Source organism: Jiangella alba (assembly GCF_900106035.1).
Classification (GTDB): domain Bacteria; phylum Actinomycetota; class Actinomycetes; order Jiangellales; family Jiangellaceae; genus Jiangella; species Jiangella alba.
The window spans coordinates 2,924,076-2,948,430 of record NZ_FNUC01000003.1; the positions used below are offsets into that span (position 1 = coordinate 2,924,076).

A 24,355-nucleotide genomic window follows, 5' to 3' on the forward strand; every position below is an offset into this window, starting at 1 on the left:
CATGCCCGCGCGAGATCTGCACGACTCCGCCGTCGTGATCGACGGCACCTGTCCCGGCTACTACTGGATGCAGAACGTCGACGACTGGCGCAAGGGCGGCACGACCTGCTGCGTCGTCACCGCCGTCGCGTTCGAGGACGTCCGGCAGGCGGCCACCGCGATCGCCGGGCTGTTCCGGTTCGTCCGCGAGCGGCCGGACGACCTCGTGCTGGCCACCACCGCCGCGGACATCCGTGCGGCCAAGGCGGCCGGGAAGCTGGCCGTCGTCCTGCAGTTCCAGGGCACCGCCGCGCTCGGCTACGAGCTCGACCTCGTCGAGTACTACTGGCGCCTCGGCGTGCGGGTCGTGCAGCTGACCTACAACCAGCGCGGCCCGGTCGGCGACGGCTGCGAAGAGCCGTCCGACGCCGGGCTGAGCGCGTTCGGCCACCGCGTCGTCGGCGAGCTGAACCGCCTCGGCATGCTGGTCGACGTCTCGCACACCGGCGAGCGGACCAGCCTCGACGCGGTCGCGGCGTCGTCGGCGCCGGTGGTGGCGTCGCACTCGAACCCGGCCGCGCTGCACGCCAGCGCCCGCAACGTCTCCGACGAGCTGATCCGGGCGCTGGCCGGCACCGGCGGGCTGGTCGGCATCAACGGGTTCTCGGCGTTCCTCGGCGGCGACCGGCCCGGCCTGGACCGCTTCGTCGACCACATCGCCCACGTGGCCGGCCTCGTCGGCATCGAGCACGTCGCGCTCGGCCTCGACTACACCGTCCGCGACGCGCCGCGCGAGCTGTACGACCAGTACGTCCGCGACGGCATCTGGTCGGCGGCCACCTATCCCCCGCCGCCGTGGTCGTTCCCCGGCGGGCTGGACACCGCCGCGGAGTTCCCCCAGCTCACCGACCGGCTGCTGGAGCGCGGCTTCGGCGAGACCGACGTCCGGGCGGTGCTCGGCGAGAACTGGCTGCGCGTGTTCGACGCGGTCTGGAGTTCCGGAACCACACAGGAGGCACGATGACCCCCGTCATGGACGACATCGCCGCGGCCCTGCGGCGGGCCGGCACCGACGCCGCGCTGCACGTGCGGCCGGTCGACGGTCCGGGCGAGGTGGCGCTGAACCCCGACGCCGTCAGCGTCGCCGCGTCCACCTACAAGATCGCCGTGCTGCTGGAACTGGCCTGCCAGGCCGCCGAGGGCACGCTGTCGCTGACCGCGCGGCAGCGGGTGCCGGCCGGACGGCGCAGCCTCGGCCCGACCGGCATCTCGGCCATGCTCGACGACGTCGACCTCTCGCTGCGCGACCTCGCGCTGCTGATGATGCAGGTCAGCGACAACACCGCCACCGACGTCGTGCAGGAGGTCGTGGGCACCGACCGCATCACGGCGCGGCTGAAGGGGCTCGGCCTGGCGAACACCTCGTTCCCGCACGACTGCGCGAAGCTGGTCGGCGACGTCCTCGACGAGTTCGGCGGCTACCCGCACGAGATGGACCGCCCGCGGCTGCGCGCCGCCGTCGCCGCCAGCCCGTCCATCGCCGGCACCGTCGGCAACACCACCACGCCGCGCGACATGACGACGCTGGTCAGCGCGATCTGGCGGGACGAAGCCGGCCCGGCCGAGGCGTGCGAAGAGGTGCGCCGCATCATGGCGCAGCAGTACGCGCCGCACCGGCTGTCCACCGCCTACCGCGACGGCCCGGCCATCGCCGGCAAGACCGGCACCTTCCACGGCGGCATCCGCAACGAGGTCGGCGTCGTCGACTTCGGCGGCGGCGACCGGTACGCCGTCGCCGTCTACCTGCGCCAGCACGAGTACGACCTGCGCGACGGCGCCGCCGACGCCGTCATCGGCGAGGTGGCCCGGCTGGCCGTCGACCACCTGCGGGCGGGTGGGGCGGCATGAGCGTGCTGCGGCTGTCCGACGTGTCCTGGGCCGCGATGCGGGCCGCCCTCGACGCCGGGCGGCGGACCGCGGTGTTCGCCGTCGGCTCGACCGAGCAGCACGGCCCGCACCTGCCGCTGCGCACCGACGCGCTGCTCGGCGACGCGCTGGTGACCCGGCTCGCGCCGCGCCTCGGCGAGGTCGTCGTCGGCCCGACGGTCCCGTTCGGCGTCGCCACCCACCACATGGCCTTTCCCGGCACGATCACGCTGGACACCGAGACGTTCCAGGCCGTCGTGCTGCAGTACGTGCGCAGCCTGGCCAGCCACGGCTTCGAGACCGTGCTGGTGGTGCCGAGCCACGGCGGCAACTTCGGGCCGCTCGCGCAGCTGCTGGAGTCGACCGGCGGGGAGGTCGGAGGCGCGCGGTTCGTCCCGTACACCGACCTCGCCGCGTTCGTCGCCGTGCTCGAGCGGGTCGGCCGCGACGACGGCATCCCGCCCGAGGTCAGCGGGTCGCACGCGGGCGAGGCCGAGACGTCGATCGTGCTGGCCGAGCGGCCCGACCTGGTCGACATGAGCGCCGCCGTCCGCGGCTTCGACGGCGTCTTCGACGACGAGGTCGCCCAGCGGATCTTCACCGGCGGCACCGCGGCGCTGTCCGCCAACGGCGTCCTCGGCGACGCCCGCCCGGCCGACGCGGCCCGCGGCGCCCGCTACCTCGAGGCGCTGACGGACCTGCTGGCCGGATTCTTCGCCCCCGTGCTGGAGGGCCGGCCGTGAAGACGACCTACGACCACATCGTCATCGGCGCCGGTGCGCTGGGCTCGGCCGCCGCGTACCGGCTGGCGGCGGCCGGGCACACCGACGTGCTGGTGCTGGAGCAGTACGAGCTGGGGCACACCCGCGGCGCGTCGGAAGACCACTCGCGGATCATCCGGCACACCTACCACTCGCCCGTCTACACGGCGCTCACCCCGGCCGCGTACGCCGCGTGGGACGAGGTCGAGGACGAGACCGGCCTGCGGCTGGTGTTCAAGGTGGGCGGCCTGGACCTCGCCGTCGCCGGGACTCCCGGCGCGCGCGAGCTGGACACCTACCGGGCGTCGCTGGCGCCGCTCGCCGCCCAGGGCGTCACGTGGGAGGACCTCGACGCCGCCGAGATCCGGTCGCGGTGGCCGCAGTGGCGCATCGGCGACGACGTCGTCGGGCTGTTCCAGGCCGACGGCGGCATCCTGGACGTCCGCCGGGCCACCGCCGCGCACATCGCGCTGGCCCGCGCCCGCGGCGTCGAGTTCGCCCCCGGCACCGCGGTGCTCGGCCTGTCGTCGTCGCCCACGCAGGTCACCGTCACGACCAGCCGCGGCTCGTTCACGGCGGGGTCGGTCGTGCTCTGCGCCGCGTCGTGGACGCCCGCCCTGCTGCCGAGCCTGGGCGTCGACTGGCCGATCACGCTGAGCCAGGAGCAGGTCAGCTACTTCGCGACGCCGAACCTGCGCGACTTCGCCCCGGACCGGTTCCCGATGTGGATCTGGCACGGCGACTCGTTCTTCTACGGCTTCCCGGTCTACGGCGAGGTCGCGGTGAAGGCGGCCCGCGACATGGCCGGCCGGTTCGTCACCCAGGAGACGCGTTCGGAGCTGCCCGATCCCGCCGAGACCGAGCGGGTGGCGGCGTTCCTGCGCGACCAGCTGCCCGGCGCCGTGGGCCCGGAACTGGTCAGCAAGACCTGCGTCTACGACATGCCGCCGGACCGCGAGTTCATCCTCGACCACGTGCCCGGCCACCCCCGCATCGTCGCCGCCGTCGGCGGCGGGCACGCGGCCAAGTTCGCCTCGCTGCTCGGCGAGATCCTGGCGTCGCTGGCCGTGGACGGCACGAGCCCGCACCCGATCGACGCGTTCCGCGCCGACCGGCCCGCCCTCACCGACCCCGCCTTCGTGCCGTCGTTCCGGCTGTCGTCGTGACCGGCCACTACGCGGAGCTGGTGCGGTGGGCGCACGACGGCGAGGTGTTCGGCGCGGCGTTCCTGCGGGCGCTGGCCGGTGGGTCCGCCCACGCGGAGCACCGTCGGCAGCTGGCGGCGCTGCTGGAGCTCGAGGAGCGGACGCTGGCCCTGCTCGCGCCCGTCGTCGCCGCCGAGCTGGGCGCCGTCGACGACACCGCGGCCCGGTCCCGGGCGGCGGCCTACGCGGCCCGGGTCGCGGCCGCGCCCTGGGACGCGTTCCTCACCGACCTCGCCGACGGCGCCGAGCGGGCGATGCCGCGCTTCGCCGAGCTGGTCGCGGCCGCGCCCCCGGAGCAGCGCGACCGGTTCGAGCGGCTGGCCGAGCACGAGCGGGTGGTCGGCGAGTTCGCCCGCCTGTCGCTCTCCGGCGACATCCCCTCCGCCCTCGCCGTCGTCGACGCGCACCTGCGCTGAGCCAGCCGCGACTGTGATGGTTGGCGGTTTGCTGGCCCCCTGGCACCACCAAACCGCCAGCCATCACGCCGGCCGGCCGAGCTGCGCTGGACCGGCTTCCGCGGCGCCGCGCGGCCCTGAGTGTCAGCCGCGACGGGCCTGGCGCAGCTCGTGCGCGACGGCCCACGCGTCGGACAGCGGGCCGAGGTGGCCGAGCTTGTCGGGGTTGACGACGGAGCGGATGGCCTGGATGCGGCCGTCCAGCACGTCCAGCGACATCGTGGCGATCAGCGCGCCGTCGCGGTCCTCGACGACGGCGCCCGGCTGGCCGTTCAGCGTGCGCGGGCGCAGCTTCGCGCCCACGGTGTCGAGCAGCGGGAGGATCGACGTGACCAGGCGGGCGACGTTGTCGGCGCCGAACACGCCCTTCGCCAGCGCGGGCGCCTTGCCGCCGCCGTCGCCGACCATCTGCACGTCGGCCGCGAGCAGCTCGCGCAGGCCGTCGACGTCGCCGTCGCGGACCGCGTCGAAGAACCGGGCCGCCAGCTCGTCGCGTTCCTGCTGGTCGGCCGCGAACCGGGGCCGGCCGTCGTCCATGTGGCGGCGGGCCCGGACGGCGAGCTGGCGGCAGGCGGTCTCGGACCGGTCGACGGCCGCCGCGATCTCCGGGAAGCCGAAGCCGAACACGTCGCGCAGCACGAACACCGCCCGTTCCAGCGGGCTGAGCCGCTCGAGCAGCAGCAGCGCGGCCATCGACACGGAGTCGGCCAGCTCGGCGGAGCGGGCCGGGTCTTCGTACGGGTCGGTGGCCAGCGGCTCGGGCAGCCACGGGCCGACGTACTCCTCGCGCCGCACCCGGGCCGAGCGCAGCACGTCGATCGACACCCGGGTGACGACGGCGGAGAGGTACGCCTTCACCGACTTGGGCTGGGTGGTGGACGTCTGGTAGCGCAGCCACGTCTCCTGGACGGCGTCCTCGGCCTCGCTCACGCTGCCCAGCAGCCGGTACGCGATGGAGAACAGCAGCGGCCGCAGGTCCTCGAACTCCTCGGCCGGGGTCATGCCGCTTCCGCCTTGAAGCCGGCGCGCCAGCTGGGGTACCGCAGCTGCCAGCCGAGATCCCGCTTGGCCTTCGCGTTGGAGAACGGCCGCGCCTGTGTCATGGCCGCCACCCCCATCTCGCCGGCGAGCGGCCGGACCAGCCAGGCCGGGACCCGCAGCGGCCGCTTCGCCCCGACGCACGCGGCGAGGTACGGCAGCCACTCGCGGACGGGGGCCGGTTCGTCGTCGACGATGTTGTACACGCCGGTCGCGCGTTGCTCCACAGCCAGCACGGTAGCGCTCGCCGCGTCGTCGATGTGCACCAAGGAGAAATAGCCCGCGCCGCCGCCGATGACCGGCATCCGCCGTTTGCGGACGAGATCGATCTGGTCCTCGATGCCGCCGCCGGGGCCGTAGAAGACGCCGTAGCGCAGCGCAGCGCCGCCGGCCTTCCCGACCGCGTCCTCGACGTAGCGCAGCGGCCGGGCGATGACCCGCAGCTTCGCCGGCAGCTGCTCCGGCGGCAGCGGCTCGTCCTCGGTGATCGGGCCGGCCTCGCGCTGCGCCGGCCAGGTGGCCAGGCTCTGCGCGACGACGTGGGTGACGCCGGTCGCCGCGGCGGCGGCCAGCAGGTGGTCGGTGCCGTCGGTGCGCAGCCGGTTGGTGACGGCGCCGAACTTCTCCGGGTGCCGGTAGTCGGGCTTGCCGATGTAGTCGGGCGCCAGCGCGGTCATCTGGTGCACGATCGTGTCGGGCCGGGCGTGCGCCACCGCCTCGCCGACGGAGGCCGCGTCCAGCCCGTCCATCAGCACGCCCTCGGCGCCCAGCCGCTCCAGCAGGCCGAGCCGTTCCGGGCTCGTCGTCGTCGCCGTCACCTGGTGGCCCCGGGCCACCAGCTGCGGCACCAGGCGCCGCCCGATGGCTCCGGTCCCGCCCGCCACGAACACCCGCATCGCGTCACGCTCCTCGTCCGGTCGTCACTCCCGTTCCCGAGACGAGACAGCGCGGCGTGCCGTGACATGGGCGACTGCGGCGGCCACCAGCGGCAGCGCGACCAGCAGCAACACCGGCCAGTCGCCGGTGCGGGCGTACGGGGTCAGGCCGGTGCGCAGCGGCACCTCCTGCTCGAGCAGTTCCTGCGTGCCCAGCCCGCTGAGCTGCGTCACCGACCCGTCGGGCAGGACGATGGCGGAGTAGCCGGTCGGCGCGGCCTGCAGGACGGTGCGGCCGAACTCGCGGGCGCGCAGCCGCGACGCCGCCACCTCGATGGCCGGCACCTCCTCGCCGACGTACGACGACGCGTTGGTGGGCGCGAGCACCAGCTGGCCGCCGTCGCGGACGCCGTCGGCGACGCGGTCGGCGAAGAACACCTCGTAGGAGATGACGATGGCCAGCGGCCGGCCGGCCGCCTGGACGACGGCGTCGGTCGTGCCGACGATCGCGTCGCGCGGGACGAACCGGGTGTCGTCGCTGAGCCGCTCGAACAGGCCGCGCAGCGGGATGTACTCGCCGAACGGGACGCGGTGCCGCTTCTCGTACCGGTCGACGATGTGGCCGTCGGGTCCCCAGACGACGGAGGCGTTGCGGAACCCGTCGCCCTCGCGTTCGGTGAGGCCGACGACCAGCGTGGTGCGCAGCCGCCGGGCCTGCTCGGCGAACGCCTCGTCCAGCGCGGTGCCGGCGACCGGGCCGTCGACGTCGGCGACGTTCTCGGGCAGGAGGACGACGTCCGGCTCGCCCTGCACCTGCCGCAGCGCGTCGAGGTGGCGGTTGGTGGCGTCCATCGAGTCGACGAAGATCGCCCGCAGGCCGCGTGGCCCGCCGCCCTGCACGATCACCGCGTCCAGGCTGCCCGCGCCCTGGGTGGCGGCGGCGCCGCCGAGCGCGAGCGGCAGCCCGGCGGCGACGACGGCGGTGGCGGCGGCCACGACGCGGGTGCGGTTCGGGCCCGCGACGACCGCGGCCAGCGCCCCGCCGGTGAGCGCCGCGAGCGCCGTCACGAACAGCGCGCCGCCCAGCGGCGCGACCGCCAGGAACGGGCTGTCGGCCAGGCTCAGCCCGAACGCCGGCAGCGGGAACCCGCCGAACGGGAAGCGGTACTGCACGGCCTCCAGCGCCACCAGCGCGGCCGGGGCGACCAGCCACCAGCCGGGCCACCGTCCGGCCGAACGGCCCGGCGACACCACCGCGACCAGCGTCAGCAGCGCCGTCTCGAGCACGGCGACAGCGACGTAGCCTGCCGAGTTGAAGTCGATCAGCCAGCGCAGCGCGACGACGTAGTGCACCGCGCCGCACAGCGCGCCCAGCCAGAGCCGGTCGCGCAGCGAGCGCCCGGCCAGCGCCAGCACGAACCCGGCCACGCCGAGCGGGAACAGCGGCCACCAGTCGCGCGGCGGCAGCGCCAGCCACCACAGCAGCGCGACGGCCACCATCAGCCCGGCGCTGACCGCGCGCCGCTGGATCACCACGGCTCGCTCCGGCAGTCGGCGTCGCAGGTGGCGGCGTCGTAGGCGGCGGTCGCGACCGGCGCCGCCAGCACGGCCAGCTGGATCGCCAGCATCGCGGCCAGGCCGGTCACCGCGCCCGCCATCGCCACCGGGGCCAGCGGACGGCGCCGCGGCACCGTCCGCTCCAGCAGCCGCTCGACCCGGGTGACCATGCCGACGGCGCCGATGCCGATGCCCGCCTCGGGCGCGGCGCCACGCCCCAGCTTCAGCAGCGCACCGGCCACCACCAGCGGCGACGTGCTGCGCGCGGCGGCGTCGTCGGCGTGCAGTTCGGCCAGCAGCCGCAGCGAGCGGTGGCTGTCGCGGGCGCCGGGCAGCCAGCCGGCCCGGGCGAACGTCGCCGCCACCCCGAGCAGCCGGGCGTGCCGCGCCCGCAGGTGGGTCCGCTCGTGCGCCAGCACCGCGGTCAGCTCGGCCGGGTCCAGCGCGTCGCGGGCCGCCGACGTCAGCACGACGGCGCCGGGGCGGCCGGGCACCGCGTAAGCGGCCGGCTGCGCGACGTCGACCACGAGCACGCCGGGCAGGCCGACCGGGCGGGCCACCAGCCCGAGGTCGGCGAGGTGCCGGCGCCGGTCCGCCGCCGTCCGCCGGCCGCTGACGACGACCGCCAACACCGCGCCGGTGACCACCGCGGCGGCGACCCCGCCGACGACGGCGTCGAGCGGGCGCCCGCCCAGGTGCGCGTAGCTGCGCAGCAGCGCGTCGGTGTGCCCGGGCAGCCAGGCGTGCAGGGCGGCCGCGATCGGCGGCAGGTGCAGCACCAGCGACAACGCCGCCGCGAGCACCGTCCCGTAGGTGGCCGGCAGCACCAGCGCCCAGGCCAGGATGCCGGCCCGCGGGTAGCGCAGCGGCCAGCGGGCCGACGCGAGCAGCGCCGGCAGCGTCCACGCCGCCACCAGCCCGGTGACGGCGACGACCAGCGCCGTCACGGGGGCGGCCCGTCGGCGCCGGAGCGGCGCCGTTCCAGCGCCTCGGCCAGCCGCCGCACGTCGGCGTCGTCCATGCGGTCGGCGAAGCGGATCAGCACGGCCGCGGGGTCGGGCGCGCCGGACAGCGCCGCGCCGACGAGGTCGGCCGCGAACTCCTCGCGGGTGGCGGCCGGGCGGTAGACGTTCGCGCGGCCGGCCGGCTCGCGGGTCAGCATGCCCTTGCGGCACAGGTTGTCCATGACCGTCTGCACGGTGGTGTAGGCGACCGTCCGGCCGGTCAGCAGGGTGTCGAGCACCTGGCGCACCGTCCTGGGTTCCGGCGCCGCCCAGAGGACGTCCATGACGTCGGCCTCCAGCGAGCCGAGCTTGTTCCGCGGCACCCGTTCACCTCTCTCCGTCCGGCCCGGGTGATACTACTATCCCGGATAGTAGACGCCCGAGGAGAGCCATGACGAAGGACCTGAAACGCTCGCTGCTGCTCGTCGCCGGCTTCGTCGTCGCGCTCGTCGTGCTCCTGGCATTGAACCGGACCGGCGGCGGCGACGACGAACCGGCGGCCGCCACCCCGACCGGCGGGGGCGGCAGCGTCGAGGTGCCCGTGGTGCGCGACGACAGCCACGTCCTCAGCCCGGCGCCCGACGGCGCGCCCGTCCTCGTCGAGTTCCTCGACTTCGAGTGCGAGGCCTGCCGCGCCGTCCATCCCGGCATCGAGCAGCTGCGCCAGGAGTACGACGGCCGCGTCGCGTTCGTCGCCCGGTACATGCCCGGCCCCGGCCACTTCAACGCCGAGAACGCCGCCGTCGCCGTCGAGGCCGCCGCCCAGCAGGGACAGTACGAGGCGATGTACGACCGGATGTTCGAGACGCAGGGCGACTGGGGCGAGCAGCAGGTGTCCGCGGCCGACCTGTTCCGCACGTTCGCCGGCGAGCTCGGCCTGGACCTCGCCGCCTACGACGCCGCCGTCGCCGACCCCGCGACCCTCGACCGCGTCCGCAGCGACCTCGACGACGGCCTCGCGCTCGGCGTCGAGGGCACGCCGACGTTCTTCCTCGACGGCGAGCGCATCGAGCCGCAGTCCCTCGACGACCTGCGGGCCCTGCTCGACGCCGCACTGGCGGACTGACGCGGACGCCGCCACCGTCCTCGTCCGCGCAACGCCCGGCGAATCGCCGGTCTCGTGCGTCCGGCACTCAACGGCAGGCCCACGCATCCCGCGGCGGAACCGGATCCCCTTCCCAGGCGTCGACCGCGGCAGCGTCGACGTGCTGGAAGATCGGCGCACCGCGGATGCAGAGACCCCAGAACAGGATGCGCCGGCATCGGCGGCATTCCAGGTAGCTCACGATCGTGTACTTCAGGTCCGACTCGGCCAGTGCCATCATGTCGACGAGCGGGACGTCACCACGCAGCTCAAGCATGCGACCGGACTCGACGCGCTCGATCAGTGCATCGGTCGTCGCGTACGGATCGATGCTGTGCGGGCCCGGAGCCGATACTCGCGCGGTATCGCAGGTCGGGCAGTCGGTCACCGTGCCATCCTGCCACCGGCGCTGACGGCGGGCCGGCCGCCGGCCCGGCCGGCGCCGCGATCAGCCGTACGTGACGCCGTAGCGCAGGTGGGTGACCTGCTCGCCCTGCACCACCTGCAGCAGCTCCAGCGTCGTCCGGTCGTGGCGCAGGTGGTCGAGGTAGCGCACGCCGTCGCGCATGAGGATGGGGACGAGGTCGACCCGGATCTCGTCGAGCGCGCCGAGGTCGATGCACTGCTGCGCGATGTTCGGGCCGGCGACGCCGATGTCCCTGTCGCCGGCGATGGCGCGGGCGCCCTCCAGGGCCTCCTCGACGCTGCCGACGAACGTGAACGGCGCGTCCGGCACCGGCGGCCAGTTCTCCGGCGGCGGCCGGTGCGTCACCACGAACGTCGGCGAGTCGTTCGGCGGCCGGCCGCCCCAGCCGTTGGCGTGGTCGAAGATCCGCCGCCCGGCGATGAAGACGCCCTCGGTCTCGTTCTGGTGCCAGTAGGCGGCGCTGGCCTCCGACATCCGGAACGTGATCGGGTAACCGGCCGGCCGCACCTCGACGTCACCGCTGGTGAACCAGTCGAACAGCGCGCCGACGGAGTCGTCGGGGTACGCGACGAAGCCGTCGAGCGACATGGTGAAGCTGGAGAAGACGACACCCATCAGAGCCTCCCGCTCGGGTCCGCGTGCCCGTCGCAGATCAGACCACACCGGGCCGTGGAACTCATCGCTCCAGCATCACCCCGGCCATGGCGTCGCCGGTCACCGCGACAGCGACTAGCGGACTGGATGGGGGCGGTGTGCTCGGCGCTCCGTTCGCTGGCCGACCGTTCGCCGTATTTGCCACGTTGGCCGTCCCCCTGGCGCCCATTCTCTTAGCCGGAAGCACGCGCCTCAAGCGGACCCAATTGGCGCTTCGCGCGGGCGAAGGTCCGCCTGACCCGCGCGCTCCCGGCCAAGAACAGGCACCTATCAGGGGACGGGGGAAGGCTGGGCACCGCCTCGGCCACGCCGGCCGTCGCTCCGGCCCACCGTGGCACCCACCATCGAGTTGATCAGTCGCCGGGGGTGGGTTCACGCGCGGCGGCGGCACCTCACCCGCGCCAGGACTGCACAACCGCCACCGAGGACCGTCATCCGGCACTACGGCGGGTGAAGTGCCGGCCAGACGAGTGAAGCCAACGGTGCCGTGCCACCCACAACCACCCGCAGCCGACAACCGGCACCCGGAGCCGACTTCGATAGCCAGCATCACGCGAACAGCCCACCAACGACACCCCATACGCGACTTCCGTTATCGAAGACCGGCCAACCGCCGTCGGCACGAACCCGGGCAACGGTGCACCGGGCACCGGACGGCAGGCAGCCAACGGTGCACCGGCGAACGGCCAACGGTGCGGGGTTAGCCGCCACCGAAAGTGCTGATGACGGCGTCACCGATCATGAAGATCCGGCCATCACCGGCGATGTCGCGTGACCGGCACGGTGACGTCTGCGTCGTCACGGTGTCGCCGTGTCGCCCGTCCCGGTCTTGCCGGGCGGCGACAAGCGGTGATCTCCGACGCGTGCTGGCACCGGCGCCACCATGTGCCGCCCTGGTCAACACGCTGCTGACGACGACCGGCCCCACCGCCCGGGAGCTGACCGAAACCATCCACCCTTTCAGTCGTCATAGCAGCTCAAAAGGTTGACGATCACAGATGGAGGTCATCACTGGTCGTCACGGTGACGCCGCCGACAACCCTCAGAACCCGGACCAGCTGTCCACAACTCGTCGTCACCCTGAGCGACGGCAGGTCACCACACAGAACGGCGGCTAACACGGGTGCGGACCGTTCACCGGGCGGGATGTGCCCGCACTTCCCCGTCCCCCTGATAGCTGCCCGTTCTTGGGCCGCGGTGCCGCGGCCAAGAGAATGGACAGCAGGGGGACGGCCAACGGCCGCATAGCGGCGAACTGGCGCAAGGCGGCCGACGAGCGGCTGAACCTCGGCAAGGCGGCAGGCCGCCGGACTCAGCCGGGCCGGCGCTCCTGCCGCAGCACCGCCTCGTAGCGGTCGCCGCGGTAGACCGCCTCGGTGTAGTGGACGACGCGGCCGGCGTCGTCGCGGGCGACGGTGTGGACGCGCAGGGCCGGCTCGCCGGTGGCGAGCTCCAGCAGCCGGCTGTGCAGCTCGTCGAGCAGGACGGCGACGATGCGCTGCTCCGTCACCCACAGTTGCACGCCCCACTCGCGCTCGAGCACCTCGTACAGCGACGCGTCGGTGAGGTCGACCTCCTCGAGGCCGGCGAACCGGGCGGCCGGCAGGTGTGCCCGCTCGACCGCCATCGGCACGTCGTCGCCCGTGCGGACGCGCTCGATCTGCACCGTCGCGGCGTCGTCGGCGATCTCCAGCTGCTGGGCGACGGACCGGCTGGCCCGCGCCTGCGCGCTGGTGAGCATCCGCGACCCCGGCCGCATGCCGCGGTGGCGCATCTCCTCGGTGAACGACGTCACCGACGCCGACTGGCTGACGCTGACCCGGCGGTCGGCGACGAACGTGCCGCTGCCCTGCACGCGGTACGTCAGGCCCTCGCCGCTCATGCGCTCCAGCTCGCCGCGGACGGTCTGCCGGGCGACGCCGAAGCGGCTGGCCAGCACCCGTTCCGACGGCAGCAGCGAGCCCGGTTCGAGCGTGCTGACCAGCTCTTCCAGCAGCCGGCGCAGCTCGCGGCCCTTCGTGGCCCGGCCCGGGAGGTTCTCGGGCAGCAGGCCGGCCACCGGCTCGGAGCGGGCGCGGCTCATGGCCGGCCGCCGCCGGTGGTCTGACGTTCCGCGAGGAGATGCATGGCGGCACCAATCTAGCGGCGGTTCGGTGTCCGGGGCAGCACCGGCATCAGCCGACCCAGTCGAAGATCACGCCCATGGTCGTGCCCCGCTCGGTGGTCACCAGCCGGTAGGCCGCCGCGCAGTCCTCGGGTGCGAAGTGGTGCGTGTTCAGGCCCTCGGCGCAGATCCGGCCGGTGGTGATCAGCCCGAAGAAGGAGCGGTAGGTCTCGGCCTCGACGTCCAGCCGCAGCGGGCCGTGCGCGCCCCGGATCTGCAGGCCGCGGGTGATCACGTCCTTGGTGAGGTGCTGCTCCGACGGCGCGCCCGGGTCGCCGAGCAGCACGACCGTCCCGTGGTCGCGGACCAGCCCCAGCGCCTTCGGCAGCATGTCCGGCCGCCCGGTGGTGTCGATGACGACGCGCGGCGCCTCGCCGAAGCCGGCCGCGAGGATCTCGTCGGCCCGCTCCCCCGGGTCGCCCTCGACGACGGCCGTGGCGCCGCCGCGCAGCGCGAGCTCGAGCCGCTGCGGCGCGATGTCGGCGACGATGACGGACTCGGCGCCGGCGGCGACGGCCCAGCGCACCGACATCTGGCCGATCGGCCCGGCGCCGATCACCAGCACGCCGTCACGCAGCCGGTGCTCGGCCGCCTCGGCGCCGACGTAGGCCACCTGCGCGAGCGTGGCCCACGGCGCGAGGTCGGAGGCGATGTCGTCGGGCACCGGGAAGCACTCGACGGCGTCGACGACGGCGTGCGAGGCGTGCGAGATGCGGGCCATGATCCGGTCGCCCGGCACCAGGCCGGTGACGTCGGCACCGACCTCCTCGACCACCGCGGTGGCCGTGTAGCCGGGCAGGAACGGGTACTGGACGTAGTTGTCCCAGTGCGAGCCCGGCTCGAACGAGCCCTTCAGCGCGGTCGTCTCGGTGCCGGTGCTGATCAGCGAGTACTCCGTGCGCAGGCGCACCTGCCCCGCCGCGATGCCCGGGAGGTCGAACGGCTCCAGCTCGACCTTGCCCGGACCGGGGAAGACGACGCGCTGGCCGCGGCTCGAAAGGTGGTGAGGGGACATCGGCGCTGCCTCTCATGAAGGTCGGGTGAGCGGATCGGATGGCCGGAACCGTACCACAAAGTGGCCTAGTCCACTTTTCTCCCACATCTTGACAGTCCCCTCGCGCTCTGCAATTTTGGTGAGTGGACTAGGCCACCTTACGTGTGGACTGGGCCACTCGGCTACCGCCCATCCGCGGCCTTCAGCAGCCACGCTGGTCCCTGGTGGACCGCGCCCATATCCAGACGGAGGCGTCATGACTCGCACGGCGACGCGCTCGACCCGCTCGACCCGTACCCGGCTGTTCCGCTGTCTCGTCCCGCTGCTCGCCGTCGCCCTCGCCGGCGCCTGCGCCGGGAAGAGCCCGTCGGACGACGGCGGCGGCGACGATGCCGGCGGCAGCAGCGGCAACGAGCTCTCGGCCGACTTCCCGGCCGCGGCGGACGGCGACATCTCGTCGTTCACCGTCGGTATCGCCGCCGGCCAGGGCCGCTACGACCCGCTGCTGGCGACCACCAGCGTCATCGTCGTCAACTCCTACGACTGCCTGCTCACCTGGAACGACAAGGGCGAGCTGGTGCCCGGCCTGGCGGAGTCCTGGGAGCAGACCTCGGACACCACCTACGTCTACCATCTGCGCGAGGGCCTGAAGTTCTGGGACGGCTCGCCGGTCACCGTCGACGACGTGATCTTCTCCCTGAAGCGCAACGTCGACCCGGCCGTCGCCAGCCCGTACGGCGTCTACTACACGGCCTTCCAGGACGTCACCGCCACCGGCCCGAACGAGATCACCGTCACGCTCAGCCGCCCCGACCCGTACTGGCGCTACGCCAGCGCCATCGCGACGACGGTCATCCAGCAGCAGTTCGCCGTCGAGAACGCCGAGAACCTGGGCACACCGGGCGTGATCCCGATCGGCACCGGGCCGTACCTGCCCAGCGAGTACTCCCCCGCCACCGGCGCCGCGCTGGTCCGCAACGAGCACTACTGGGGCGAGCAGCCGGCCGTCGAGGAGCTGGTGTTCTCCGTCGTCCCCGACCCCGAGTCGCGCCGGCTGGCGCTGGAGTCCGGCGCCATCGACGCCACCTGGGACGTCCCGCTGGAGCAGGCCCGGCTGTGGGACCAGATCCCGAACGTGCGCATCGGCTACGGCCCCGGCGGCAACACCAAGATCTTCAGCTTCGACGTCACCGCGCCGCCGTTCGACGACGTCCACCTGCGCCGCGCCATCGCCTACGCGATCGACCGCGAGGGCATCGCGAACTCGGTGTTCAACGGGCACGCCGAGCCGGCCCGCGGGGTGGTCCCGCCGGAGATCTTCGAGATCTTCTTCGACGAGCAGCAGCTCGCCGACTGGTACGACTCGGTGCCGGCCTACGAGTTCGACATGGACAAGGCCAAGGAGGAGCTGGCGCAGTCGGCGTACCCCGACGGCGGCCTGACCATCGAGCTGCCGTTCCAGGCGTCGCAGACCGTCGACCAGGACATCCTCGCCACCGTCCAGCAGAACCTGCGTGAGCTGAACATCGAGCTGACCTACCAGAGCATGCCCGACACCCAGTACTTCGCCGAGCTGTACCGGCACGAGGACCTGGGGATGCAGCTGTTCTACTTCGGCCCGACCTACCCGGACCCGTTCACGTACACCTTCTACATGATGGCCGAGAGCCAGGCCGTGCCGAACGCGTTCAACTTCGCCAACTTCCACAGCGACGCGTCGGAGGAGCTGATGGCGATCCAGGAGACCGACCCCGACCTGCAGGCGCGGGTCGAGGCGGGCGCCGAGCTGGTGCGCATGGCGGCGGACGACGCGGCTTACGTCGGCATCGCGTTCCTGCCGTTCCCGGTGGCGCTGAACCGCGAGTACACCATCGACGGCGACTTCAGCATCTGGACGTTCGCCAACTGGGCGTCCCGCATCCGGATCGCGGAGTCCTGATCTTGAGTATCGCCTGGTACATCCTGCGACGGCTCGGCGTCGGCCTGCTGCTGCTGGTCATCGCGTCGTTCTTCGTGTTCTGCCTGCTCTACATCAGTCCCGGCTCCCCCGAGCAGGTGCTGCTCGGGGGCCGGCCGTCGACCCCGGAGATCATCGGCACCATCCGGGAGAAGTACAACCTCGACGACCCGTTCCTGGTGCAGTACGGCCAGTGGCTGCTGGACGCGTTCCGGCTGAACTTCGGCGAGTCGATCGTCACCGACCAGTCGGTGACGACCGTCCTCGCCGACCGGGCCGGGCCGACGCTGGCGCTGGCGGTGGCCGGCCTGGTGCTGACGATCGTCGTCGCGGTGCCGGCCGGCATGTACGCCGCGGCCAAGCGCAACACCAGCGGCGACCGGCTGGTCAGCATGCTCACGCTGCTGGGCAGCAGCGCGCCGACGTTCGCCGTCGGCGTCCTGCTGCTCTACGTGTTCGGCGTCTCGCTGGAGTGGTTCCCGGTGTTCGGCAACGGCACCGGGTTCACCGGCCACCTGCACCACCTGGTGCTGCCGGCCTTCGCGCTGGCGGTCACCCAGATCGCCTACGTGACCCGGCAGACCCGGGCCGCCGCGCTGCGCGTCTACGACCAGGACTACGTGACGTTCGCGCGGTCGCGCGGGCTGGGCCGGACGCTGATCTGGCGTCGGTACGCGCTGCTGAACAGCAGCCTGCCGATCGTGACGGCGACCGGCCTGCTGCTCGCCTACACCCTCGGCGGCGCCGTCCTGGTGGAGGTGACGTTCTCCCGGGAGGGTGTCGGCTCGCTCATGCTGCAGGCGGTGCAGAGCAAGGACATCCCGGTGGTGCAGGGGCTGGTGGCGTTCGCCGCCATCACCGTGACGCTGGTCAACCTCGGCGTCGACCTCGTCAACCTGGCCATCGACCCGCGGCTGCGCAAGGAGGTCACCGGATGAGCGCCATCGCCGGACAGGACGCCATCGGCAGCACCAGGACGGAACGCCGTCGCCGGCGGATGCCGGTCAGCGTGCTGCTGGCCGCGATCTTCGCCGTGCTGGTGGTCGGCCTGGCCGTCTTCGGGCCGCTGCTGGCGCCGCACGACCCGGCCGCGCAGTCGCTGCAGACCGGCGTCATCGGGCCGACGGCCGACCATCTGCTCGGCACCGACCACCTCGGCCGCGACATTCTCTCCCGGGTGATGGCCGGCGCCCGCGACGCCGTCATCGGCCCGCTCATCATCGCGGTCTCCGCCACGGTGATCAGCCTCGTCTTCGGCATCATCGCCGGCTACCGCGGCGGCGTCGTCGAGGCGGTCGTGCTGCGCGTCGGCGACCTCATGTACGCGGTGCCGGCGATCCTCGTGTCGATCGTCGTGATCGGCGTGCTCGGCGGCGGCTACTACCTCGCCGTCGCGGTGCTGGTGCTGCTCTCCGTCCCGGCCGACACCCGCGTGGTGCGGGCCGCGGTGCTGTCCGAGCGGCACCTCCCCTACATCGAGGCCGGTCAGACGCTCGGGCTGTCGCGCTGGCGGATCATGACGGTGCACATCCTGCCCAACGTCATGCCGACGGCGGTGGCGATCGCGCTGCTGGAGTTCGTCTACGGCCTGATCACGCTGTCGTCGCTGTCCTTCCTGGGCCTCGGCGCCGAGGCCGGCTCGCCGGAGTGGGGCCGCATGCTGGCCGACAACCGGACGCTGCTGGCGGAGAACCCGAACGCGGCGCTCGCGCCCGCTCTGCTGATCATGGCCACGGCGGCCGCGGTGATGCTGCTCGGCGACTGGATCTACGACCGCGTCAGCGAGGAGTCGACCAAACGTGACTGACCCCACGACGACCGCGCCGGCCCCCGGCGACCAGCAGTCCGGACCGCCGCTGCTGGCCGTCCAGGACCTCGTCATCACCCGCTGGCCCGGCGGCCCGCCGCTGGTCACCGGCCTGGACCTGGAGCTGCGCCGGGGCGAGACCATCGCCCTGGTCGGCGAGTCGGGTGCGGGCAAGTCGCTGTCCGCCCGGGCCGCGATCAGGCTCGTCCCGACCGGCCTGCACGTCAGCGGCGAGGTGCGCTTCCAGGGCGAGGACCTCAACCGCATGGACGAGGAGGCGGTCCGGGCCGTCCGCGGCGGCGGGGTGGCGATGCTGCTGCAGGACCCGTTCACCATCCTCAATCCGCTGATCCGCACCCGCACCCACCTGATCGAGACGCTGCGCTCGTCCGGACGGCGCATCAGCGGCGCCGAGGCCGCCGACGAGGTGGCCCGGCGGCTGGCCGAGGTGGGCATCACCGACGCCTCGGTCGGCGACAAGTACCCGTTCGAGCTGTCCGGCGGCATGCGCCAGCGGGTCGCGCTGGCCTGCGCGCTGGCCAAGGACCCGGCGCTGCTGATCGCCGACGAGCCGACCACCGCGCTGGACGCCACCACGCAGCGCGACGTGCTGCGGCTGCTGCGCTCGGTGCAGCAGGCACGCGGCATGGGCGTGCTGATGATCACCCACGACCTGCGGGTGGCGTTCTCGATCAGCGACCGCGTCTACGTCATGTACGCCGGCGGCGTGGTGGAGCGGGCCCGGCCGGGCGACTTCCTGGCCGCCCCCGCCCACCCCTACACCGTCGGCCTGATCCGGGCCGAGCCGCCGACCGGCTACCGCCGCGACCAGCTCGACGGCATCCCCGGCCAGGTGCCCGCGCCGGAGACCGTCATCCACCAGTGCGCGTTCGCCGACCGCTGCTCCTGGGCGACGCCGGAGTGCACGACCGCCCGGCCGCCGCTGCTCGCCGTCACCGACGAGCACGCGAGCGCGTGCCGGCGACGCGAGGAGATCGCCGGCGAGCTGCTGGCCGAGCTGCACGCCGCCTGGGAGCCGTCCGCCGTGCCGGAGCCCCCCGCCGGCGAGACCGTGCTGCGGGTCGCCGGCCTGCGCAAGAGCTACCAGCGCGACCGGTCGGCGTGGGCCGTCGACGGCATCGACTTCACCCTCGGCAGCGGCCGCAACCTCGGCATCGTCGGCGAGTCCGGGTCCGGCAAGACGACGCTCGCGCGCTGCCTGCTGGGCCTCGAGGAGCCGACCGAGGGCACCATCGAGCTGCTCGGCACCGACGTCAGCCGGTACCAGTCGCTCGGCCGCGAGCAGCTGCGCCGGGTGCGCGGGCAGCTGCAGTGCGTCTTCCAGGACCCCTACTCCTCGCTCAACCGGTCGCACTCGGTCGGGTTCATCCTGCGCGAGGCCCTGAGCCGCCGCTCCCCCGAGGCCGGGCCGGCGCCGTCGGTCGAGGAGCTGCTGGAACGGGTCGGGCTGGCGGCGCGGTACGCGAGCCGCAAGCCGGTCGCGCTCTCCGGCGGCCAGCGGCAGCGGGTCGCCATCGCGCGCTCGCTGGCCATCGCACCGAAGGTGCTGCTCTGCGACGAACCCGTCGCGGCGCTCGACGTCTCCGTCCAAGGACAGGTGTTGCAGGTGTTGCGTGAGGTCAGCGAGTCGGGGACCCAGTTGTTGTTCATCACCCACGACCTCGCGGTCGTGCGGCAGATGACCGACGACCTGGTGGTGCTCGAACGCGGGAAGATCGTCGAGTCCGGCCGCACGGACGCCGTGCTGGACCAGCCGTCGCACCCGTACACGGCCCGCCTCGTCGGCGCCGTGCCGACCGGCGACGCGGAGTGGCTGTCGTGACGGCCGTGCGGTGGGCCGTCCTCGGGACCGCCCAGATCGCGGCCGGCGAGTTCCTGCCCAGCCTGCTCGCCGAGGGCGGCGGCCGGGCCGAGCTGGTCGCCTCGCGCGACGAGCGGCGGGCCGCGGAGTTCGCCGCCCGCCACGGCGTCGCCCGGCACACCGGCGGCTACCAGCAGGCGGTCGACGACCCCGGCGTCGACGCGGTCTACGTCGCGCTGCCGAACGCCCTGCACGCCGAGTGGACGACGGCGGCGCTGCGGGCCGGCAAGGCGGTGCTGTGCGAGAAGCCGTTCGCCACCGACCTGCCGCAGGCCCGTGCCGTCGCCGCCGAGGCGCAGCGCGCCGCCGCGCCGGCCTGGGAGGCGTTCGCGTTCCTGTTCCACCCGCAGACCCGGCGGGTGCTCGAGCTCGTCCGGACCGGCGCCATCGGCACCGTCCGGGAGGTGCACGGGGCCTACCACTCGGAGCTGGACACCGCCGGAACCATCCGCGGCGACGCCGCCCTCGGCGGCGGCGCGCTGTTCGACCTCGGCGTCTACCCCCTGCGGCTGACCCGGCTGCTGCTCGGCGACGAGTTCACCGTCGTCAGCGCGGACCAGCGACTGGCGCCGTCGGGCGTCGACCTCGCCACCACGGCGGTCGTCGACTTCGCGACCGGCGCGCGGCTGCACTTCGAGACCAGCTACACGCAGGAGTACGCGCCGGCGGCCCGGATCGTCGGCGACCTCGGCGAGCTGCGCATCGCCGCTCCCTACGCCACCGGCCCCGAGGACACCCTCGAGCTCGACCTGGTCGGCGAGGGCACCCGGGTCGAGCACTGGGGCAGCGACCGGCCGCTGTTCACCGACCAGCTCGCCCACATCCACGCGGCGCTCTCCGGCACCGTCGCGGCCCGGCACCGGCTCGGCGAGGACGCCGCCGGAACGCTGGCGCTCGTCGACGCGATCCGGGCCGCCGCACCTGAGACGAAGGGACATCCATGACCGCTGCGAACACCAGGCTCGACGAGGCGGAGATCCACCGGCTGGCGCTCGGCTGCATCCTGGCCAGCTGGACCGGGCCGGTGCCACCGGCCCGCATCGAGCACCTGCTCGCCGACGGGCTCGGCGGCGTCGTGCTGTTCGAGAACAACATCACCGGCGACGACGCGGCCACCCGCGCGCTGACCGACCGGCTGCGCACCGCGGCCGGCCGGCCGATCGTCATCGCCGCCGACGAGGAGGGCGGCGACGTCGTCCGCCTGCCCTGGACCGAGGGCTCCGGCCCCGGCCAGGCCGCGCTCGGCCACCTCGACGACATCGAGACGACCGAGCAGGTGTACGCGAGCCTCGGCGAGCGGCTGGCCCGGTGCGGGCTGACCGCCGACCTCGGCCCGGTCGCCGACGTCAACACCAACCCGGACAACCCGGTGGTCGGGCTGCGCTCGTTCGGCTCGGACAGCGCGCTGGTCGCGCGGCACGTCGAGGCCGCGGTCCGCGGGCTGCAGCGGGCCGGCGTCGCCGCGGTCGTGAAGCACTTCCCCGGGCACGGCAACACCGGCATGGACTCCCACCACGACCTGCCGGTGATCGACTCCGACCTCGACCACCTCGACCGGCACGAGCTGCCGCCGTTCCGCGCCGGGATCGAGGCCGGGACCCGCGCGGTGATGACGGGGCACCTGTTCGTGCCGTCCGTCGACCCGGACCGGTTCGCCACCATCAGCCCCGCGCTGGCCCGGACGCTGCTGCGCGAGCGGCTCGGGTTCACCGGCACCGTCGTCAGCGACGCCATGGAGATGGGCCCGCTGGCCGGCGGCCTCGGCATCGTCGAGGGGACGGTCCAGGCGCTGATCGCCGGCACCGACGCGATCGAGCTCGGCTTCGACGAGCACGTCGAGGTACTGGCGGCGCTGCCGGGCGCCGTCTACGCCGCCGTCGCCGACGGCCGGCTCGACCTCGAACGACTGCGCGACGCCGCCGCGCGCACCGCCGCGCTCGCCGTCGTCGTCCCGGACGGGACCGGTGCGGGCGACCACCCGCTGGCCGCGTCGGCCGCCACACGCAGCCTCGAGCTGCACGGCGACGTCGCGACCGAGGGCAAGCTGCTGGTCGTCGAGTGCCACAGCCCGAACAGCATCCCGACCGGCGACCTCGACTGGTCGCTGGCCGAGCCGCTACGGGCGCGCGGAGCGGAGGTCACGCTGCTGCGGGTGACCGACGACGCCACCGCCGCGGCCGCCGTCGACGAGCTGCGCACGTCGGGCCTGTTCGCCGTCGTCGTCACCCGGGACCCGCAGTGGTACCCGTGGCAGCGGGAGGTGCTGCGGGCCGCGGCCGCGCGCACCCGCGTCGTCACCGTCGACACCGGCTGGCCGAGCCCCGCCCATCCCCCGGCGTCGATCCGCACCCGCGGCATCGGCCGCGGCCTGCTGGCGGCGGCTGCGGACCTGCTGGCCGGCAGCCCGGCCGCGTGATCCGGCGGCGGGGCCGCGCCGGAGGCGGTGCGGCCCCGCCGATGCCGGCCGGCCGGGTCTAGGATGGCGCGGCGTGGGGCTGACCTTCACCGCTGTCGCCGGCGAACTCCCGCTGGTGCAGCGGGTGTGGTCGGCGAGCTGCCACGCCGCCACCGGGTTCGCCTCGGCGGTCAAGACCTCCTCGCTGATCTCGTTCGCGCGGCGCGGCGGCCAGGTGACCGTGCACGTGCACGGCCCCGAGACCGTGGGCACGTCGATGACGTGCGAGGAGGGTTCGGAGTACTTCGGCGTCGAGCTGCGGCTCGGCGCGTACCTGCCGCTGCACCCGCCCGCCGGCCTGACCGATCATCGGGACGCGCTGTTGCCGGTCCTGTCCGGCCACCGGTTCCTGCTGGACAACCGCGAGTGGGAGCTGCCCACCGTGCAGAACGTCGACGTCTTCGTCAGCCGGCTGGTGCGTGCGGGGCTGCTGCTCTTCGACCCTCTCGTCGCCGACATCCGGCACGGGGAACGGCCCCGCGGAATGTCGGAGCGCGTAGCGCAGCTCCGGTTCCGCCGGGCCGTCGGCCTCTCGCACCGCAAGGTCGTCAGCATCGAGCAGGCCCGCCACGCCGCACAGCTCCTCATGGCGGGCAGGTCGATCGCCGACGTCGTCACCGCCTGCGGCTACTACGACCATCCGCACCTCACCCGGGCGATGCGCCGGGCGACCGGCCACGCACCGAGCGAGTTGAGGTCCGGCATTCCGTTCCTGGCGTTGTGATCCCGGCTTCGGTTCGATACAAGACGGACCGATCGGCCGGATGATTCACTCCGGGGATGCGGAAACTGATCGAATACGATCACCTCTCGATCGACGGGCGGATGTCCGGCGACGCCTGGTGGGCCGGGCAGTCGGAGGTCGTCCCCAACGACCGTCACTTCGCCTACCAGCTCCAGTTGCTGTCCTCGGCAGTCGGCCTCGTGCTCGGCCGGGCGACCTACGAGGGCTTCGCCCAGGCCTGGCCGGCCCGCACCGGCGACGTCGCCGACACGATCAACGCGCTGCCCAAGTACGTCGCCTCCACCACGCTCACCGAGACCACCTGGAACGCCGAGGTGCTGTCGGGCAACGCGGTCGACGCGGTCGCGCGGCTCAAGGAGGCCGGCGACGGCACCCTGGTGAAGTACGGCAACGGCCCGTTCAGCCGGGCGCTGGTCGAGGCCGGTCTGCTCGACGAGCTGCACCTGAGCATCTCCCCGTTCGTCGCCGGGTCCGGCGAGTCGCTGCTGGCCGGCCTGGGCACCACCGCCATGGAGCTGACGGGGGTCACCGAGCTCGGCAACGGCACGGTGGTGCTGGCCTACGCACCGGGCCGGTAGCGACGTGGCCGATCATCGACGGATGGACGAAGGAAACGACATGACGCAGGCCGCACACGCCTCGGTGAACGGCATCGACCTCTACTACGAGATCCTCGGCGCCGACAGGCCCGGTCCGCCGCTGGTCATGCTGCACGGCGGCATGCTCACGTTCCACCTGAGCTTCGACGCGTTGCTGCCGGCGCTGACCGCCGAGCGCAAGGTGATCGGGATCGAGCTGCAGGGGCACGGGCACACGGCCCTCGGCGACCGGCCGTTCTCCATCCGGCAGTGCGCCGAGGACGTGATCGCGCTGCTCGACCAGCTCGGCATCGACCAGGCCGACTTCCTCGGCTACAGCCTGGGCGGGCTGGTCTCCGCCGACGTCGCCGTCGTGGCACCGGACCGGGTCGGCCGGCTCGTGGTGGCGGCCTCGCACTTCCGGGCGACGCGGTCCGAGGCCTACTACCCCGAGATCACCGAGCTCGACCTGGACTCGCCGCGGATGCCGACCGAGGAGGAGTCGGCGGCCATGGTCGGCGCCTACGAGGAGGCGGCGCCGTCCACCGAGGACTTCTTCCGGTCCGTGGGCCAGGTCCAGCCGGCGGTGCACGACTTCGAGGGGTGGACCGACGACGAACTGGCCCGGCTCACCATGCCGGTCCTGATCATCGTCGGCGACACCGACTTCGTCCGCCTCGAGCACGCCGTCGAGATGAAGCAGCTGGTGCCGGACGCGCAGCTGGCCATCCTGCCGGGGACGACGCACATGCGGGTCATTCGGCCCGACCTGGTGCTGCCGATGGTGACCGCGTTCCTGCGGCGGTGA

General features: G+C 73.5%; 24 protein-coding genes. 15 read left to right on the forward strand and 9 right to left on the reverse strand.

The window, feature by feature from the left end:
- Position 1 precedes the first annotated feature (1 nt).
- The 5 genes from BLV02_RS15850 to BLV02_RS15870 are packed head-to-tail and all read left to right on the forward strand — an operon-like array spanning position 2 to position 4,287.
- Positions 2-1,003 (forward strand): dipeptidase, encoded by a 1,002-nt coding sequence (locus BLV02_RS15850; RefSeq protein ID WP_069111735.1) that lies wholly within the window; start codon positions 2-4, stop codon positions 1,001-1,003.
- On the forward strand, positions 1,000-1,887 hold the full coding sequence (locus BLV02_RS15855) for a serine hydrolase (RefSeq protein ID WP_216094242.1): 888 nt from the start codon (positions 1,000-1,002) through the stop codon (positions 1,885-1,887). The genes BLV02_RS15850 and BLV02_RS15855 overlap by 4 nt, the downstream gene beginning before the upstream one ends.
- Complete coding sequence (locus BLV02_RS15860; protein ID WP_069111733.1) at positions 1,884-2,648, forward strand: creatininase family protein; 765 nt, start codon at positions 1,884-1,886, stop codon at positions 2,646-2,648. Before BLV02_RS15855 ends, BLV02_RS15860 begins: the two co-directional genes overlap by 4 nt.
- Positions 2,645-3,832, forward strand: coding sequence for an N-methyl-L-tryptophan oxidase (solA, locus tag BLV02_RS15865; protein ID WP_083288682.1), 1,188 nt, complete (start codon positions 2,645-2,647; stop codon positions 3,830-3,832). Before BLV02_RS15860 ends, solA begins: the two co-directional genes overlap by 4 nt.
- The gene (locus BLV02_RS15870; protein ID WP_069111732.1) at positions 3,829-4,287 is read left to right on the forward strand and encodes a hypothetical protein; all 459 of its coding nucleotides are present in this window, start codon (positions 3,829-3,831) and stop codon (positions 4,285-4,287) included. The genes solA and BLV02_RS15870 overlap by 4 nt, the downstream gene beginning before the upstream one ends.
- 123 nt (positions 4,288-4,410) lie before the next feature.
- On the opposite strand, the gene BLV02_RS15875 is transcribed toward BLV02_RS15870, so the two are convergent.
- From BLV02_RS15875 to BLV02_RS15895, 5 genes are read right to left on the reverse strand one after another with little or no spacing between them, the layout of a single operon-like run.
- Complete coding sequence (locus BLV02_RS15875; RefSeq protein ID WP_069111731.1) at positions 4,411-5,328, reverse strand: RNA polymerase sigma-70 factor; 918 nt, start codon at positions 5,326-5,328, stop codon at positions 4,411-4,413.
- Positions 5,325-6,260 (reverse strand): NAD-dependent epimerase/dehydratase family protein, encoded by a 936-nt coding sequence (locus tag BLV02_RS15880; RefSeq protein ID WP_069111730.1) that lies wholly within the window; start codon positions 6,258-6,260, stop codon positions 5,325-5,327. The genes BLV02_RS15875 and BLV02_RS15880 overlap by 4 nt, the downstream gene beginning before the upstream one ends.
- Before the next feature lie 24 nt (positions 6,261-6,284).
- A complete protein-coding gene (gene lnt / locus BLV02_RS15885) occupies positions 6,285-7,775 on the reverse strand; it encodes an apolipoprotein N-acyltransferase (protein WP_216094241.1) in 1,491 nt (496 codons plus the stop codon).
- Entirely contained in the window at positions 7,769-8,743 is a 975-nt protein-coding gene (locus tag BLV02_RS15890) for a M56 family metallopeptidase (RefSeq protein WP_069111729.1), read from the reverse strand. The genes lnt and BLV02_RS15890 overlap by 7 nt, the downstream gene beginning before the upstream one ends.
- Positions 8,740-9,123 (reverse strand): BlaI/MecI/CopY family transcriptional regulator, encoded by a 384-nt coding sequence (locus BLV02_RS15895; RefSeq protein WP_074946371.1) that lies wholly within the window; start codon positions 9,121-9,123, stop codon positions 8,740-8,742. Before BLV02_RS15895 ends, BLV02_RS15890 begins: the two co-directional genes overlap by 4 nt.
- Before the next feature lie 68 nt (positions 9,124-9,191).
- Here BLV02_RS15895 and BLV02_RS15900 point away from each other — a divergent pair, with 68 nt between their 5' ends.
- Positions 9,192-9,866 carry a DsbA family protein gene (locus BLV02_RS15900; RefSeq protein ID WP_069111728.1) on the forward strand — a complete coding sequence of 225 codons (675 nt, stop codon included), beginning with the start codon at positions 9,192-9,194 and terminating at the stop codon, positions 9,864-9,866.
- Between the two features lie 67 nt (positions 9,867-9,933).
- Here the strand turns inward: BLV02_RS15900 and BLV02_RS15905 are convergent, their stop codons facing one another.
- The 4 genes from BLV02_RS15905 to BLV02_RS15920 form a co-directional block, all read right to left on the reverse strand.
- Positions 9,934-10,272 (reverse strand): hypothetical protein, encoded by a 339-nt coding sequence (locus BLV02_RS15905; protein WP_069111727.1) that lies wholly within the window; start codon positions 10,270-10,272, stop codon positions 9,934-9,936.
- A 60-nt stretch (positions 10,273-10,332) separates the two neighbouring features.
- Positions 10,333-10,926, reverse strand: a complete 594-nt coding sequence (locus tag BLV02_RS15910; RefSeq protein WP_069111726.1) for a dihydrofolate reductase family protein — start codon at positions 10,924-10,926, stop codon at positions 10,333-10,335.
- Positions 10,927-12,277: 1,351 nt separating this feature from the next.
- A complete protein-coding gene (locus tag BLV02_RS15915; protein WP_083288681.1) occupies positions 12,278-13,048 on the reverse strand; it encodes a GntR family transcriptional regulator in 771 nt (256 codons plus the stop codon).
- A gap of 91 nt (positions 13,049-13,139) precedes the next feature.
- On the reverse strand, positions 13,140-14,144 hold the full coding sequence (locus BLV02_RS15920) for a zinc-dependent alcohol dehydrogenase (protein WP_069111724.1): 1,005 nt from the start codon (positions 14,142-14,144) through the stop codon (positions 13,140-13,142).
- Between the two features lie 235 nt (positions 14,145-14,379).
- Between BLV02_RS15920 and BLV02_RS15925 the strand changes: the two genes are divergently transcribed.
- From BLV02_RS15925 to BLV02_RS15965, 9 genes are all read left to right on the forward strand, one after another.
- Positions 14,380-16,062 (forward strand): ABC transporter substrate-binding protein, encoded by a 1,683-nt coding sequence (locus BLV02_RS15925; RefSeq protein ID WP_069111723.1) that lies wholly within the window; start codon positions 14,380-14,382, stop codon positions 16,060-16,062.
- 2 nt (positions 16,063-16,064) lie between these two features.
- Positions 16,065-17,018: an ABC transporter permease gene (locus BLV02_RS15930; protein WP_069111722.1), complete on the forward strand. Its 954-nt coding sequence runs from the start codon at positions 16,065-16,067 to the stop codon at positions 17,016-17,018.
- Positions 17,015-17,887 carry an ABC transporter permease gene (locus BLV02_RS15935; protein WP_069111721.1) on the forward strand — a complete coding sequence of 291 codons (873 nt, stop codon included), beginning with the start codon at positions 17,015-17,017 and terminating at the stop codon, positions 17,885-17,887. The genes BLV02_RS15930 and BLV02_RS15935 overlap by 4 nt, the downstream gene beginning before the upstream one ends.
- On the forward strand, positions 17,880-19,730 hold the full coding sequence (locus BLV02_RS15940; RefSeq protein WP_069111720.1) for a dipeptide ABC transporter ATP-binding protein: 1,851 nt from the start codon (positions 17,880-17,882) through the stop codon (positions 19,728-19,730). The genes BLV02_RS15935 and BLV02_RS15940 overlap by 8 nt, the downstream gene beginning before the upstream one ends.
- Positions 19,727-20,713 (forward strand): Gfo/Idh/MocA family protein, encoded by a 987-nt coding sequence (locus BLV02_RS15945; protein ID WP_069111719.1) that lies wholly within the window; start codon positions 19,727-19,729, stop codon positions 20,711-20,713. The genes BLV02_RS15940 and BLV02_RS15945 overlap by 4 nt, the downstream gene beginning before the upstream one ends.
- On the forward strand, positions 20,710-22,185 hold the full coding sequence (locus tag BLV02_RS15950) for a glycoside hydrolase family 3 N-terminal domain-containing protein (protein WP_069111718.1): 1,476 nt from the start codon (positions 20,710-20,712) through the stop codon (positions 22,183-22,185). The genes BLV02_RS15945 and BLV02_RS15950 overlap by 4 nt, the downstream gene beginning before the upstream one ends.
- Positions 22,186-22,258: 73 nt before the next feature.
- Positions 22,259-22,948, forward strand: a complete 690-nt coding sequence (locus tag BLV02_RS15955; protein ID WP_069111717.1) for a helix-turn-helix domain-containing protein — start codon at positions 22,259-22,261, stop codon at positions 22,946-22,948.
- A 56-nt stretch (positions 22,949-23,004) separates the two neighbouring features.
- Positions 23,005-23,547 carry a dihydrofolate reductase family protein gene (locus BLV02_RS15960; RefSeq protein WP_069111716.1) on the forward strand — a complete coding sequence of 181 codons (543 nt, stop codon included), beginning with the start codon at positions 23,005-23,007 and terminating at the stop codon, positions 23,545-23,547.
- Positions 23,548-23,569: 22 nt separating this feature from the next.
- Positions 23,570-24,355: an alpha/beta fold hydrolase gene (locus BLV02_RS15965; RefSeq protein WP_216094240.1), complete on the forward strand. Its 786-nt coding sequence runs from the start codon at positions 23,570-23,572 to the stop codon at positions 24,353-24,355.

Excerpts from the sequence above, each read along its gene's own strand:
- BLV02_RS15860 (WP_069111733.1), top strand. The coding sequence starts at position 1,884 with ATGAGCGTGCTGCGGCTGTCCGACGTGTCCTGGGCCGCGATGCGGGCC.
- BLV02_RS15920 (WP_069111724.1), bottom strand. The coding sequence starts at position 14,144 with ATGTCCCCTCACCACCTTTCGAGCCGCGGCCAGCGCGTCGTCTTCCCC.
- BLV02_RS15900 (WP_069111728.1), top strand. The coding sequence starts at position 9,192 with ATGACGAAGGACCTGAAACGCTCGCTGCTGCTCGTCGCCGGCTTCGTC.
- BLV02_RS15850 (WP_069111735.1), top strand. The coding sequence starts at position 2 with ATGCCCGCGCGAGATCTGCACGACTCCGCCGTCGTGATCGACGGCACC.
- BLV02_RS15880 (WP_069111730.1), bottom strand. The coding sequence starts at position 6,260 with ATGCGGGTGTTCGTGGCGGGCGGGACCGGAGCCATCGGGCGGCGCCTG.
- BLV02_RS15915 (WP_083288681.1), bottom strand. The coding sequence starts at position 13,048 with ATGAGCCGCGCCCGCTCCGAGCCGGTGGCCGGCCTGCTGCCCGAGAAC.
- BLV02_RS15875 (WP_069111731.1), bottom strand. The coding sequence starts at position 5,328 with ATGACCCCGGCCGAGGAGTTCGAGGACCTGCGGCCGCTGCTGTTCTCC.
- BLV02_RS15935 (WP_069111721.1), top strand. The coding sequence starts at position 17,015 with ATGAGCGCCATCGCCGGACAGGACGCCATCGGCAGCACCAGGACGGAA.
- BLV02_RS15965 (WP_216094240.1), top strand. The coding sequence starts at position 23,570 with ATGGACGAAGGAAACGACATGACGCAGGCCGCACACGCCTCGGTGAAC.
- BLV02_RS15925 (WP_069111723.1), top strand. The coding sequence starts at position 14,380 with ATGACTCGCACGGCGACGCGCTCGACCCGCTCGACCCGTACCCGGCTG.
- BLV02_RS15950 (WP_069111718.1), top strand. The coding sequence starts at position 20,710 with ATGACCGCTGCGAACACCAGGCTCGACGAGGCGGAGATCCACCGGCTG.
- BLV02_RS15910 (WP_069111726.1), bottom strand. The coding sequence starts at position 10,926 with ATGGGTGTCGTCTTCTCCAGCTTCACCATGTCGCTCGACGGCTTCGTC.
- BLV02_RS15855 (WP_216094242.1), top strand. The coding sequence starts at position 1,000 with ATGACCCCCGTCATGGACGACATCGCCGCGGCCCTGCGGCGGGCCGGC.
- BLV02_RS15960 (WP_069111716.1), top strand. The coding sequence starts at position 23,005 with ATGCGGAAACTGATCGAATACGATCACCTCTCGATCGACGGGCGGATG.